4 protein-coding genes are annotated in these 15574 nt (G+C 64.2%); 3 read left to right on the forward strand and 1 reads right to left on the reverse strand.

Annotated elements, in window-relative coordinates; genetic code table 11:
• Positions 1-278: 278 nt before the first annotated feature.
• The 3 genes from CLU93_RS22880 to CLU93_RS22890 all read left to right on the forward strand — a co-directional run bounded on the left by CLU93_RS22880 (position 279) and on the right by CLU93_RS22890 (position 15255).
• Complete coding sequence (locus tag CLU93_RS22880) at positions 279-1946, forward strand: ShlB/FhaC/HecB family hemolysin secretion/activation protein (RefSeq protein WP_099763449.1); 1668 nt, start codon at positions 279-281, stop codon at positions 1944-1946.
• 45 nt (positions 1947-1991) lie between these two features.
• Complete coding sequence (locus CLU93_RS28315; protein WP_099763450.1) at positions 1992-12944, forward strand: YDG domain-containing protein; 10953 nt, start codon at positions 1992-1994, stop codon at positions 12942-12944.
• 169 nt (positions 12945-13113) lie between these two features.
• Complete coding sequence (locus CLU93_RS22890; RefSeq protein WP_099763451.1) at positions 13114-15255, forward strand: TonB-dependent receptor plug domain-containing protein; 2142 nt, start codon at positions 13114-13116, stop codon at positions 15253-15255.
• Here the strand turns inward: CLU93_RS22890 and CLU93_RS22895 are convergent.
• Positions 15252-15572 carry a DUF2288 domain-containing protein gene (locus CLU93_RS22895; protein WP_096235806.1) on the reverse strand — a complete coding sequence of 107 codons (321 nt, stop codon included), beginning with the start codon at positions 15570-15572 and terminating at the stop codon, positions 15252-15254. The genes CLU93_RS22890 and CLU93_RS22895 overlap by 4 nt on opposite strands.
• Positions 15573-15574: the final 2 nt, after the last annotated feature.

A 15574-nucleotide genomic window follows, 5' to 3' on the forward strand; every position in this document is an offset into this window, starting at 1 on the left:
CTTGCCAGTGGAAGTGCCGCTTCGTGATGTCGGCGAAGCGGCATTTTTTTTGCTATGTCACCGTGAAATCGACCAGAAACTGCTTGATCGACGCTCCGTTGGAACATTTGGCGCCCCAAACTCGCCAGGAAAGAGAATCGATGAGCACTTTTCTAATATAAAAAATAAAGATGGTCGAGTTTTAGAACGGAACTGTTACAGTATAGGAACTATTAAGTAAGATCTGGCAACTCTACCGTCCACTGCCCACCGCTGATTCTGTGATCGAGAGGATTCTTTTGCGCGCCAAATTACTGCCCCTGACCTTGCTGCTGTTGATCCAGAACGCGTACGCTGTCGATCCCCCCAGCGCAGGCAGCCAGTTGCAGCAGATTCCCGTCGCGCCTCAGTTGCCGAAGGCGCCGCCGGCTATCCGCGTGCAACAGGGCAATGTGCCGGCCACCACGGTGGGCGATACCACGCGCATCACGGTACAGCGCCTGCAGGTGACGGCGCCGCCCGTGTTTACCGAGAGCGAACTGATCGCCAGCACGGGTTTCGTGCCGGGCAGCGAGCTGACCCTGGGCGAGCTGCGCGCCATGGCCGGTAAGATTGCCAGCTATTACCAGCAGCGTGGCTATTTCCTCGCGCAAGCGTATCTGCCTGCGCAGGATATCGAGGATGGCGTGGTGCACATCAGCGTGCTGCCGGGCCAGTATGGGCAAGTGCAGCTGCGCAACCAGAGCAAGTTGTCCGACGGCCTGGCCGGCACGATATTGGCCGGTCTCGACGGGCAAGTGATTTCCACGCCGCCGCTGGAGCGGCGCTTGCTGCTGCTGTCGGACTTGCCGGGCGTGCAGGTGAGCTCGACCCTGGCGCCGGGGGCCTCGCTGGGCGCGTCCGACCTGATCGTCGAGGTGCAGCCGGGATCGCGTTTCAACGGCAGCATCGACGTCGATAACCAGGGCAACCGCTACACGGGCCGCAACCGCATCGGCGCCACCTTGAACATTAATGAACTGGCCGGCATCGGCGACGTGGCCAGCGTACGCGCGTTTACCTCGGCCGACGGCTTGAACTACGGCCGCCTGGCGTATCAGGGGCAGGCCGGTTTGCTGCGCCTGGGCGGCGCCTACACGTATATGGATTACAAGCTGGGCAAGGAATTTGCCGTGCTCGAGGCCAAGGGCACGGCGAAGATCGCCAGCGCGTATGGCAGTTATCCGCTGATCCGCTCGCGCAGCAGCAACCTGTATGCGCAAGTCAGCTACGACGACAAGACCTTCCAGGACCGCACGGAATCGACGGGCAGCGTCAACGACAAGAAAGCCAGGGTCTGGCTGTTCAATCTCAACGGTGATAGCAAAGATAGCGTGGGTGGCGGTGGCATCAGCAATTATTCGCTGACCTACACCACCGGCAAGATCGACATCGAAACGCCGGTGGCGCGCCTGATCGACCAGCTGACGGTGAAGAGCAACGGCCACTTCAACAAGCTCGCCTTCAACGCGGCGCGCCTGCAAAGCCTGGGCGGCGAGACGAGTTTGTTCGGCAGCCTCAGCGGCCAGGCGGCGTCGAAAAATCTCGATGTGTCGGAAAAGATGGGCATCGGCGGCATGGGCGGCGTGCGCGCCTATCCGGGCGGCGAGGCGTATGGCGACCAGGGTTACGTGCTGAATCTGGAACTGCGCCAGAACCTGATGGCCTTCCCTGCGTTGACCTCCTTGCCCGGTCAGCTGCAGGTGCTGGCCTTTGCCGACACGGGCAGCGTCAAGCTGAACCGCGACGCCTGGAGCGCCGGCGAGAACCGCCGCACCCTGAGCGGCGCCGGCGTGGGTGTGACGTGGACGGGCGCCAATGCGCTCGTCCTGAAAGCGTATTACGCACACAAGCTGGGCAATGCCAAGGCGACCTCGGCACCGGACTCCGCCGGCCGCTTCTGGCTGCAAGCCGTCAAGTATTTCTAAATTAATGCAAGTTAATTCATAAGTTAAAAAAATCAGGACACCGCCATGAACCGCATCTACCGCTCCATCTGGAACCAGGCCACGGGCGCTTACGCCGCCGTGTCCGAAAACGTCAAATCGGCCGGCAAGCGCTCGATGCCAGGATGCAGCGGCGGCGGGGCGCATTTCGCCTTGACCAGCATGGCGGCGGCGCTGATGCTGGGCTACGGCAGTCTGGCGCTGGCGGGGCCGGCGGGCGGCACGGTGGTGGCGGGCCAGGCCAGCATCACCGGTGCGCCAGGTTCGACGGTGATCAAGCAGGGCAGCCAGAACGCGGTGATCAACTGGGCCAACTTCAATATCAACAAGGGCGAGTCGGTGCAATTCGTGCAGCCGAACAGCAATGCGGTGGCGTTGAACCGCGTACTGGGCAGCGATGGCACGACCATCCTCGGCAACTTGTCAGCCAACGGCACGGTGTTCATTGTCAACCCGAATGGCGTGCTGTTCGGCCAAGGAGCCTCGGTCAACACGGCGGGCCTGGTGGCCTCCACCTTGGATATTTCCAACGCCGACTTCATGGCCGGCAAATACCAATTTAGCGGCAATGGCACGGGTAAAGTCCTGAACCAGGGTTCGATCAGCGCGCCGGGCGGCTATGTGGCCTTGCTGGGCGCCAACGTGTCGAACGAGGGCACGATCCAGGCACGCCTGGGGTCGGTGGCCCTGGCGGCGGGCCGCGCCATCACGCTCGATGTGGCGGGCGACGGCTTGCTCAATGTCGCCGTCAACGCGGGCGCCGTGGGCGCTTTGGTCAGCAATGGCGGCATGATCAAGGCGGACGGCGGCAGTGTGGTATTGACGGCGCAGGCGGCCGGCGACTTGCTGAAAACCGTCGTCAACAACACGGGCGTGATCGAGGCGCAGACCATCGATACGCGCAGCGGCACGATCAAGTTGCTGGGCGACATGCAGACCGGCACGGTGAACGCGGCCGGTACGCTGGACGCCAGCGCGCCAACAGGTGGCAAGGGCGGCTTTATCGACACTTCTGCCGCGCATGTGAAACTCGATGACGCCTTGAAGGTCACGACGGCCTCCAGCCACGGCCTGACAGGCACCTGGCTGATCGACCCGACCGACTACACCATCGCGCCAACCGGCGGCGACCAGACCGGCGCGTTTTATACCAATGCGCTCAAGAGCACCAGTGTCCAGATTCAGAGCAGCTCGGGCGGCACCGGCACGCTGGGCAACATCAACGTCAACGACACGATTTCATGGTCGGCCAACCAGCTGAAGCTGACGGCGCAAAACAATATCAATATCAACCAGCCGCTGCGCGGCTCCGGCACGGCCAGCCTGGCGCTGGAATACGGGCAACAGGCGATCGCGGCAAGCAACCTGTCCACTTACAATGTCAAGGCCGAGATCGACCTGCCATCGGGGCTGAACTTCAGCACCAAGCTGGGCAGCGACGGCACGGCGACGGCCTACACGGTCATCACCAGCCTGGGCGCGGCCACCAGCGTCAGCGGCACCGATTTGCAAGGCTTGAAAAATGCGCTGAGCGGCAACTTCGTGCTGGGCGCCAATATCGATGCGAGCGGCACGGCGAACACTGCGGTGTGGGGCGCCAACGGTTTCACGCCGATCGGCACCACCGGCACGGCATTCTCCGGCCAGTTCGACGGCCTGGGCCACGTCATTACCGGCTTGAACAGTTCGACCACCTCTGCCGCCGGCGTCGCAGGCCTGTTCGGCTCCAGCAGTGGCAGCATACGCAATATCGGCCTGGTCGCGCCTGTCATCTCCGCCAATATCGCCAGTACACAAGGCAATATCGCCGCGCTGGCCGCCATCAACAGTGGCACCATCAGCAATGCGTATGCCAGCGGCGGTTCGGTGACCGTCACGACCGGCGCCATCGGCGCCGGCCTTGTCGGGCTCAACAGTGGCACCATCAGTGACAGCTACAACACCAGCAAGGTCAGCGTCGTGGGGAACTATGACTTCTGGATGGGGGGGCTGGTGGGCAATACCACCAAAACCAGCACCGTCATCAACAGCTACAACGCTGGCGAAGTGATCGGCGCGTACACCGCAGGGGGCCTGGTTGGCAACAATCTGGGCGCGATCACCAACAGTTTCAATAGCGGCAATGTGACAGGAACCACCAATACAGGGGGGCTGACATCCCATAATCGTGCTACCGGAGTCATCACCAACAGCTACAATACCGGTGCCGTGACGAGCAATAGCCTGACTGGCGGCCTGGTTGGCAGCAATGTGGCGTCCAGCCAGATCCTCAATAGCTACTCGACCGGCGCGGTGAGCAGCCGTAGCGGCACCGGCACCGGATTTGGTGGCCTGGTTGGCGGAAACTCAGGCATTATCAGAAACAGTTACGCGACCGGCTCGGTGACGGGCGTTACTGCGGTGGGCGGCCTGATTGGCACCAATACCAGCGCTGGCTTGACCCAGAATGCCTATTCGTCCGGCGCGGTAGGCCTGTTTTCCGGCGGCTCCGGAAGCCTGGGCGGCCTGATCGGCACCATCGCTGCCGGCACGAGTCCCTCGATCACCGGCGGGTATTACAACTTGACCGTGAACCCTGCGGCGCTAGGTGTCGGTACAAATGGCGGCACCACTACCCCTTCGATCACTGGCCTGACATCGTCTGAAATGCAAGTTGCCAAAAATTTCTCGGCCTTTGTTTTCACGACCACAACCGGCTCGACCGGCAATAACTGGGTCATGGTCAATACCGACGGCACGCTCAACGGCGCAGGCAACGCGACAGGCGGCACCGGGCCGATGCTGTCGGCCGAGTACAGCACCAATATCTACTCGTCGCACCAGTTGCAGCTGATGGCCATGAACCTGGCCGGCAACTACACGCTGAAGCAGGATATCAACGCCGCCAGCACCGGCACCGGCGGCGATGTCTGGAATGGCGCCACCTTCGTGCCGGTCGGTACCAGCACCGGCGCCAGGTTCACCGGTACCTTCGACGGCGCCGGCCATGTCATTTCCGGCCTGGTCGTCAATCGTCCCGGCACGGATTACGCTGGTCTGTTCGGCGCGACGTCTAGCTCCGCGATCGTGCGCAATGTCGGCCTGGAAGGCGGCAGCATCACCGGCCATGATGATACGGGGGCGCTGGTCGGCAACAATGCCGGCACCATCAGCGGCAGCTACAGCACCATGAGCTTGACCGGTACCGCCAATACCGGCGGCCTGGTCGGCAGCAATAGCGGCACGGTCAGCAACAGCTATGCCTCCGGCACGGTGAGCGGCGTGACCAATGTAGGCGGCCTGGTCGGCCTGAACTCCGGCACCTTGACCAATAACTACGCCACCGGCGCCGTCTCGGGCACCCTCGACGTGGGCGGCCTGGTGGGCGCCAATAGTGGCAGCGGCAGCGGCAACTTCTGGGATGCCACCACCACGGGCCAGGCCACCAGCGCCACCGGCACCGGTTTGACCACCACGCAAATGAAAGCGCTGTCCACCTACAGCGGCGCAGCGTGGGACCTGGCCAGCACGTGGATCGTCTACGACAGCAATACCTACCCCTTGCTGCGCGCCTTCATGACGCCGCTGCAGGTGACGTTTGCCTCGAACGCCAGCAAGACCTATGACGGCACCAGCAGCTGGACGGCGCCGGGCGCCACCTTCTCGAACCCGAATGCCGTGCTGTCAGGCACCTTGAACTATGGCGCGGCGGGCAATGCCGTCAACGCCGGCACCTACGCCATCACGGCCGGCGGCCTGTACTCCGGCCAGCGCGGGTATGCCATCACTTCCAACACGGCGACCCTGACCATCGACAGGAAGGCCGCGACCCTGAGCGGTGCCACGGTAAACGCCCGTGACTATGACGGCACCACGGCGGCCACGCTGTCCGGCGGTGCGCTGAGCGGCGTGCTGTCGCAGGACATCTTCAATATCAACGTCAATACGGGCACCTTCGATACCAAGGACGCGGGCACCGGCAAGGCCGTGACCGCGCTCACCACCGGCAGCGCCGGTGGCAACTATATCGTCACTGCCACCGGTATGACCGGCACCATCACGCCGAAAGCGCTGACCTTGTCCGGCCTGGCCGCGACCACCAAGCAATACGACAAGCTGGCGTCGGCAACCGTGACCGGCGGCACCTTGAATGGCCTGGTGACTGGTGAAACCCTGAGCCTCGGCGCCTCGAGTGGCACTTATCAGAACGCCAACGCAGGCACCGACAAGACGCTGACGGTGACGCTGGGCACGCTATCCGATGGCACCGGCCTGGCCAGCAACTACACGCTCGATGCGCCGACCAGCGTTACCGGCACCATCACGGCCAAGACGCTGACCTGGACCAACCTGGCGGTGGAGAACAAAGAGTACGACGGCAATGAGACGGCCGCCATCAACAAGGGCAGCATCACCGGCTATGTGAGCGGCGAAGGACTGGTATCAGGCTCTACTGCCGCGTTTGCTGACCAGAACGCCGGCAATAACAAGGTAGTCACCGTCCACACCACCCTGGGCAATGGCAGCGGCGGCGGCCTGGCGTCCAACTACACGCTGGCCGATACCACCGTGCTGGCCAGCATCACGCCCAAAACCCTGACGTTGACCGGCGTGACGGCAGGCAACAAGACTTACGACGGCACCAAGGCGGCCGCGATTACGGGCGGCACCCTGGGCGGCATGATCAACGGCGAAACGGTCGGCCTGGGCACGCTGTCGGGCAGCTTTGCCGACCAGAACGCCGGCAATGGCAAGGCGGTGACGGTCACCGGTGGCAGCTTGAGCGACGGCAGCAACGGTGGCCTGGCCAGCAACTACACGCTCGCCAGCGTGACGGGCCTGAAGGCTGATATCGCGCAACAAGGATTGACGGTCAGCGGCGTGACCGTTGCCAGCAAGGATTACGACGGCACGAAAGCGGCGACAGTCACCGGCGGGACCCTGAATGGCCTGGTTAACGGCGAAACCCTGAGCCTGTCTGGCCAGAGCGGTGAATTCAACGACCAGAACGCGGGCAACGGCAAGGCCGTGACGGTGACCGGCGCCACCCTGGGCAATGGCTCTGGCCTTGCCAGCAACTATACGGTGACCAATGCCACTGACGCGACCGGTAATATCACGCCGAAGGCGCTGACGGTCACCGGTGCCAGCGCCGTAACCCGCGTCTATGATGGCACCAAGGCCGCGACCCTGGCGGGCGGTGTGCTCGATGGTCTGGTCAGCGGCGAAACATTGACGCTGTCCGGCTTGAGCGGCGCCTATGCCACCAAGAATGCCGGCAGCGGCAAGGCTGTCACCGTCACCGGCGCCACGCTGGCCGACAATACCGGCGGCCTGGCCAGCAATTACACGGTCAGCAATCCGACCAGTGTGACCGGCAACGTCACCAAGGCAAGCATTTCCAGCGTCAGCGGCTTGAGCGCCAGCGACAAGACCTACGATGGCAGCACTGCCGCCGTGATTGGCGGCAAGGCCGTCATCACCGGTATGGTGGTTGGCGACGATCTGGCCTTTTCCAGCGCCAGCGGTGCCTTCAGCGACCAGAATGCGGGCACCGGCAAGACTGTCAATATCTCCGACGTCACGCTGACGGGCAACGACCTGGCCAACTATAACTTCACCAATACCAGCGCCATGGCCACCGCCAGCATCGCCCGGAAGGCATTGACGGTGATCGGTGCAACAGCCGTTAACCGGGTCTACGATGGCAGCACGGCGGCAACCATCAGCGGCGGCAGCCTGGACGGTCTGGTCGGCAAGGAAACCCTGACGCTGACCAGCATGACGGGCCTGTTTGCCGACAAGAATGTCGGCACCGCGAAAGCGGTGACCGTCAGCGGCGCGGTATTGACGGGCGGCGCCAATGGTGGCCTGGCGTCCAACTACACGGTCACCGATTCGACCGGTTTGACGGCCAATATCACCAAGGCCACCATCAGCACCGTCAGCAATATCGTCGCCGACAGCAAGGTCTACGACGCCAATACCAAGGCCACCGTCAGCGCCACCGGCGCCACCTTCAACGGCATGGTGGGCGGTGACAGCCTGTCGATCAGCGCCACCAGCGCCACGTTCGCCGACAAGAACGCCGGCAACGGCAAGACGGTGGCCGTCAGCGGCATCGCCCTGGGCGGCCTTGACGCGGGCAACTACAACCTGACCAGCACCATCGGCAGCGGCACCGGCGCCATCACGCCGAAGGCGCTGACGATTACCGGCATGTCGGCCGTCAGCAAGGCCTACGACGGCAACACCAAGGCCAGCGTCACGGGCGGCTCAATCGATGGCCTGGTCGGCTTTGAGACCCTGGGCGTGACGGGCCTGACGGTTACTTTTGATGACAAGAACGCCGGCACCGGCAAGGCGGTGACGGCCACTGGCACCACCCTGGTCAACGGCGGCAACGGCGGCCTGGCCAGCAACTACACGATGGCTAACCCGACCGGTTTCACGGCCAACATCACGCCGAAAGTGCTGACGGTATCGGGCATGACGGCTGGTACGCGCGTGTATGACGGCACCACGGCCGCGACCCTGGCCGGCGGCAGCCTGAGTGGCGTAATCAGCGGCGAAACGCTGGTCTTGTCGGGCGGCACGGGTGTGTTCGGCGACAAGAACGCCGGCAACGGCAAGACCGTGACGGTATCGGGCATCAGCTTGCTTGACGGCACGGGCCTGGCCAGCAATTACAGCGTGACCAACCCGACCAATGTGACCGGTTCCATCACACAAAAAGTGTTGAGCGTCACCGGTGCGCTGGCGGCCGACAAAACTTATGACGGCGCGCTCGATGCGAGCATCACGGGCGGCAGCCTGAGCGGCTTTGTCGGTTCGGAAACGGTCGGCCTGGCAAGCCTGGCCGGTGCGTTTGCGGACAAGAACGCCGGCAGCGGCAAGGCCGTCAGCATCACCGGCGGCACTTTGTCCAACGGCAGCAATGGCGGCCTGGCCAGCAATTACTCGGTCGGCCCGGCCAGCGGCCTGATCGCCAGCATCACCCAAAAAGCCTTGAGCGTCACCGGCGTGGCGGCCGCCAACAAGGTCTATGACAGCACCACCAAGGCAAGCGTGACCGGCGGCAGCCTGAACGGCCTGGTCGGCGGTGAAACTCTGGGCCTGTCCGGCCTGTCGGGTGTCTTTGTCGACAAGAACGCCGGCACCGGCAAGACCGTGACAGTCAGCGGCGCGACGCTGGCCGATGGCACTGGGCTGGCCAGCAACTATACGCTCAGCAACCCGACTGACGTGACGGCCAATATCAACCAGGCCACCATCAGCTCGGTGACCAATGTGGTGGCCGACAGCAAGGTCTATGACGGTGGTACTTCCGCCACGTTCGCTGCTGCCACGGCCACTTTCAATGGCATGGTGAGCGGCGACAGCCTGGCCATCGGCGCCACCAAGGCCGCGTTCAGCGACAAGAACGCCGGCACCGGCAAGGCCGTGACGATCTCCTCCCTGACCCTGGGTGGCACGGACGCGGCCAACTACACGCTGGCCAGCACCACCGCGACCGGCACCGGCAGCATCACGCCGAAGGCGCTGACGATTACCGGCATGTCGGCCGTCAACAAGATCTATGACGGCAGCACCAAGGCGACCTTGTCGGGCGGGTCGATCAGCGGCCTGGTCGGCACGGAAACCGTGGGTGTGACGGGCTTGAGCGCCACCTTCGATACCAAGGACGCCGGCACCGGCAAGACGGTGACGGCGACCGGTTCGACCCTGGTCAACGGTGGCAATGGCGGCCTGGCGGCCAACTACACGATCAGCAACCCGACCGGCCTGATCGCCAGTATCACGCCGAAAGCGCTGACGGTATCGGGCATGACGGCCGGCACGCGCGCCTATGACGGCACCACGGCCGCGACCCTGGCCGGCGGCAGTTTGACGGGCCTGGTAACGGGCGAGACGCTGGTGGTCTCGGGCGGCACGGGTGTGTTCGTCGACAAGAACGCCGGCAACGGCAAGGCCGTGACGGTATCGGGCATCAGTCTGCTTGACGGCACGGGCCTGGCCAGCAACTACACGGTCAGCAACCCGAGCAATGTGACGGGTTCGATCACGCAAAAAGTGCTGAGCGTCACCGGCGCACTGGCGGCTGACAAAACCTATGACGGCGCGCTCGATGCGACCATCACGGGCGGCACCCTGAGCGGCCTGGTGGGCTCGGAAACGGTCGGCATGGCGGCCATGGTCGGTGCGTTTGCGGACAAGAATGCCGGCAGCGGCAAGGCTGTCAGCGTCACCGGCGGCGCCTTGTCCAACGGCAGCAATGGCGGCCTGGCCAGCAACTATACGGTCAGCAACCCGACCGGCTTGACGGCCAGCATCACGGCCAAGGCCTTGACGGTAAGCGGTCAACTGGCTGGCAACAAGGTCTACGATGGCAATGCACAAGCGAGCCTGTCCGGTGGCGCCTTGAGCGGCCTGGTGGCGGGTGAGGCATTGGACATTGCGGGGCAAACTGCCGTGTTCAGCGACAAGAATGCGGCCAATGGCAAAGCCGTGACGGTGACGGGCACAACCCTGGTTGACACGGCCAGCGGCCTGGCCAGCAACTACACGGTCAGCAACCCGAGCGGCTTGACGGCCAGCATCACGGCCAAGGCCTTGACGGTAAACGGTCAACTGGCTGGCAACAAGGTCTACGATGGCAATGCAGAGGCCAGCCTGTCCGGCGGCGCCTTGAGCGGTCTGGTGGCGGGCGAAAGCCTGGGCATTGCGGGTCAGACTGCCTTGTTCAGCGACAAGAACGCGGCCAATGGCAAAGCCGTGACGGTGACGGGCACGAGCCTGGTTGATACCGCCAGCGGCCTGGCCAGCAACTACACGGTCAGCAACCCAACCGGCTTGACGGCCAGCATCACGGCCAAGGCCTTGACGGTGACAGGTCAACTGGCTGGCAACAAGGTCTACGATGGCAATGCAGACGCGAGCCTGTCCGGTGGCGCCTTGAGCGGCCTGGTGGCGGGTGAGGCATTGGACATTGCGGGGCAAACTGCCGTGTTCAGCGACAAGAATGCGGCCAATGGCAAAGCCGTGACGGTGACGGGCACAACCCTGGTTGACACGGCCAGCGGCCTGGCCAGCAACTACACGGTCAGCAACCCGACCGGCTTGACGGCCAGTATCACACCGAAAGCATTGACGGTGGCGGGCCAATTGGCTGGCAACAAGGTCTACGACGGCAATACGGCGGCGCAATTGTCCGGCGGCGTGCTGGCAGGCCTGGTAGCGGGCGAAAGCCTGGGCATTGCGGGTCAGACTGCCGTGTTCAGCGACAAGAACGCGGCCAATGGCAAAGCCGTGACGGTGACGGGCACGAGCCTGGTTGATACCGCCAGCGGCCTGGCCAGCAACTACACGGTCAGCAACCCGAGCGGCTTGACGGCCAGCATCACGGCCAAGGCCTTGACGGTAAACGGTCAACTGGCTGGCAACAAGGTCTACGATGGCAATGCAGAGGCCAGCCTGTCCGGCGGCGCCTTGAGCGGTCTGGTGGCGGGCGAAAGCCTGGGCATTGCGGGTCAGACTGCCTTGTTCAGCGACAAGAACGCGGCCAATGGCAAAGCCGTGACGGTGACGGGCACGAGCCTGGTTGATACCGCCAGCGGCCTGGCCAGCAACTACACGGTCAGCAACCCAACCGGCTTGACGGCCAGCATCACGGCCAAGGCCTTGACGGTGACAGGTCAACTGGCTGGCAACAAGGTCTACGATGGCAATGCAGACGCGAGCCTGTCCGGTGGCGCCTTGAGCGGCCTGGTGGCGGGTGAAAGCCTGGGCATTGCGGGTCAGACTGCCGTGTTCAGCGACAAGAATGCGGCCAATGGCAAAGCCGTGACGGTGACGGGCACAACCCTGGTTGACACGGCCAGCGGCCTGGCCAGCAACTACACGGTCAGCAACCCGACCGGCTTGACGGCCAGTATCACACCGAAAGCATTGACGGTGGCGGGTCAACTGGCTGGCAACAAGGTCTACGACGGCAATACGGCGGCGCAATTGTCCGGCGGCGTGCTGGCAGGCCTGGTAGCGGGCGAAAGCCTGGGCATTGCGGGTCAGACTGCCGTGTTCAGCGACAAGAACGCGGCCAATGGCAAAGCCGTGACGGTGACGGGCACGAGCCTGGTCGACACCATCACCGGTCTGGCCAGCAACTACACGGTCAGCGACCCGACCGGCTTGACGGCCAGCATCACGCCGGCCAGCCTGCTGGTGCGCGCCACGGGCGCCGCACCGCGCGTGTATGACACCACCACCAACGCCAGCGTGACTTTGGATGACAACCGTATCGCCGGCGACGTGCTGAGCATCAGTAGCAGCGGCGCCAGCTTTGCCGACAAGAACGCCGGCGCCAACAAAACGGTGACGGTGAACGGCATTGTCCTCGGCGGTACGGATGCCGGCAATTACACGGTCAACGCCACGGCGACGACCACGGCCAGCATCACGCAGGCGGAACTGGGGGTGAAGGTGGGCAATGCCGAGAAAGACCAGGGCAATGTCAATCCGGCCTTCACGGCCAGCTACACGGGCTTGCTGGGCAACGACACGCTGGCGAACGAGGTCAGCGGCAATCTGGCATTCAGCACGCCGGCCACCATCGCTACGCCATCGGGCAGCTATCTGGTGTCGGCGGCCGGCCAGACGTCAACCAACTATGCGTTGACGTACACGCCGGGCGTGCTGACCGTCAAGCCGACCGAAGCGCGGCAAAGCGCGGTGGCCAGCGTGATCGCGGCGGTCAATGTGGCGCCATCGCAGGGCAATATGGTGCAGGCCGAAGTGGTGGCGAAAGGCGAAACCGTGACCAGCAAGGAAGACGTGGTGCAGGTGGTGGCGGAGCGCGGCCAGCCGCAGCAGGGCGGCACGCCGGTGGTGCTGACGACGGCATCGGTGAACAGCAATGTCTTGCCGGGCTTGCGCCTGAGTGTGGTCGACACGGGCCTGCGACTGCCGTCGGCGGCTGGCAACACCAGCATCGACAGCCAGTAAGCATGCGCTAACCGGGCTTGCCAGTGGAAGTGCCGCTTCGTGATGTAGGCGAAGCGGCATTTTTTTGGTTCATCGCATTTTGCCGGGGAGGGCACTGAAAGCCGCTTGCTGCGCATTATCAAATCCTCTACACTGCGCGCTTCCCTAGCCGCAGTGTAGAAAAGGCATCATGCGCAGCGCCAGCCAGTATTTCCCGTTTTTATCTCCGCTTTTTTTCCTGCTTTTGCCCGCTTCCGCCTGCGCCGCGGATGCGCCGCTGAAGCAAGTTGCCATTTCGGCCGCCAGCGGCGTGCAGCAGCGGCGCGACGACACGGCCGCGAAGATCATCGTCAGCCGCGGCGAGCTGGCCCAATATGGCGACAGCAGCCTGGCGGCGGTCCTGAAACGCCAACCCGGCGTCTCCGTCGTCGGCGGCGAGGTGGGCATGCGCGGCCTGGGCGCCGGCTACACGCAAATGCTGATCAACGGCGACCCCGCGCCACCGGGATTTTCCATCGAATCGATCGCGCCCGAGATGATCGAGCGTATCGAGATTTTACGCGGTGCGACGGCCGAATACAGCATGCAAGCCGTCGCCGGCAGCATCAACGTCGTCTTGCGCAAGGGCGCCAGCGGCGCCGAGCGCGAATGGAAACTGGGCGCGGGCCGGGGCGATGGCCGCTGGCAGCCTGTCGCGTCCTTGCGCGTGGCGGACAAGCTGCCCGGTTTCGCCTATGCGCTGACGGGCGCGCTGGAGCGCACGGCCGATGACGTGGCGGGAAGGACGACTGAGACAATCTCCGATCCGGCCGGCACGCTGCTGGCGCGGCGCGAAACACGCACGCGCAACGCCTCGTCCGTCAACAAGGCCAGCCTGACGCCGCGCCTGCAATGGACCCTGGACAATGGCGATACCATCATCTGGCAAAGCCTGCTGGACTGGTATCGCACGGGTTTTGACGGCGTGGCCAGCGAGATGGCCTTTCTGGGCATGCCCACGGCGTATCCGCGCAATGGCGCCACGTCGCAGGCCAGCGTGTTTTCGGCGCGCAACGACGTGAATTGGGCGCACGCGCTGGGGGCGGCGGGCAAGCTGACGGCCAAACTGGGCGTCAACCACAACCGGCGCGATACGGACTATGCGTTTCAGGGCGCGGCGGCCAGTGGCGCGCTTTTGCTGCGGCGCGGCGTGGTGTCCGACGCCATCGACGACAGTGTCAGCAGCAGCGGCAAATACCTGGGCCGGCTGGGTGGCGGGCATGCGCTGAGCGTGGGCTGGGATGGCAGCCTGATACGCCGCAGCGAATCGCGCCGCCAGCGCGACACGTATCTTGCCGGTGGCGCGCCGTATGCGCTCGATGAAGACTACACGGCCGACGTGCGGCGCCTGGCCCTGTATGCGCAGGATGAATGGGACGTGACGCCGCGCCTGCAAATGTATGCGGGCGTGCGCTGGGAAGGCTTGCAGACGGCCACCGAGGGCCGCACCTTGAGCGAAGTGCGCACGCGGGCCAGCGTCTGGAGTCCCGTGGCGCAGCTGCTGTGGAAACCGCCGCAGCAGGAACGCGACCAGCTGCGGCTGGCGCTGGCGCGCACCTACAAGGCGCCCAGCACGCGCAACCTGGTGCCGCGCCGCTACACCATCAACAATGGCAACAGCGCCAACAATCCCGATTTTCAGGGCAATCCCGAGCTGCTCCCGGAACTGGCCTGGGGGCTCGATGCGGCCTGGGAGAGCTATTTTGGCAAGAGCGGCGTGGCCAGCGTGTCGGCATACACGCGGCGCATCAGCGACGTCACCGTGCAGCGCCTGTTTCAGCGCGATGGCATCTGGACGGCCAGCCCGTTCAATAACGGTACGGCCACGCTGCGCGGCGTCGAACTGGATGTGAAATTGTCCGTGCGGACCTGGTGGGTGCAGGCGCCCGATATCGACGTGCGTGCCAATGCGGGGCGCAACTGGTCCAGCGTCGCCGCCGTGCCGGGTCCCGGCAACCGCCTGGCCAGCCAGGTGCCGGCCACGTTCAACCTGGGACTCGATTACCGGCTCTCGCCGAGGATGAGCATGGGCGGCAATCTGCACGTGCAGACGGGCGGCCTGGCGCGGCTCGATGCGCACGCCAGCAGCCAGGCGGGCGTGCGGCGCACCCTGGACGCGTATGCGCTGTGGCAGCCGGACGTCAAAACGCGGGTGCGCCTGTCGGCGGCCAATTTGCTGCGCCAGCGACAGCTGCAAGGGCAATCGTATGTCGAGGATGCGGGCCGCAGCGACAGCGTGACGCGCCTGGACGGCAGCGCTGCGCTGCGCCTGCTGTTCGAGCGCAGTCTTTAGTGTTGCGTCGGCTTTTCCTGCTGCACTAAGATGAACGGGCTGACGACGACGGCCCACAGGGCCGCATCGGCCGCTTGCCAGTCCAGCGCCTGCTGGTCCGACACCTTGGCCACTTTGCCATCGACCATCCATTGCGTGATGGTGGACTTGTCGTCGTGCGAGATGCGCACGGCCACTTCGACCAGGTCCAGCTCATTGGCGACCCAGACGACGTTGCCCTGGGCGAAGTGCTTTTCCAGTTCGCTCCAGGCCAGGCGGGCCGTTTCGCTGTTCACTTTGAGGCGCAGTTCGGTGTCTTTTTCAGGATTGGTTTGCATGC

The organism is Janthinobacterium sp. 35 (assembly GCF_002754575.1).
In the GTDB taxonomy this organism is placed as follows: Bacteria; Pseudomonadota; Gammaproteobacteria; order Burkholderiales; family Burkholderiaceae_D; genus Janthinobacterium; species Janthinobacterium tructae.

Excerpts from the sequence above, each read along its gene's own strand:
- CLU93_RS22895 (WP_096235806.1), bottom strand. The coding sequence starts at position 15,572 with ATGCAAACCAATCCTGAAAAAGACACCGAACTGCGCCTCAAAGTGAAC.
- CLU93_RS22890 (WP_099763451.1), top strand. The coding sequence starts at position 13,114 with ATGCGCAGCGCCAGCCAGTATTTCCCGTTTTTATCTCCGCTTTTTTTC.
- CLU93_RS28315 (WP_099763450.1), top strand. The coding sequence starts at position 1,992 with ATGAACCGCATCTACCGCTCCATCTGGAACCAGGCCACGGGCGCTTAC.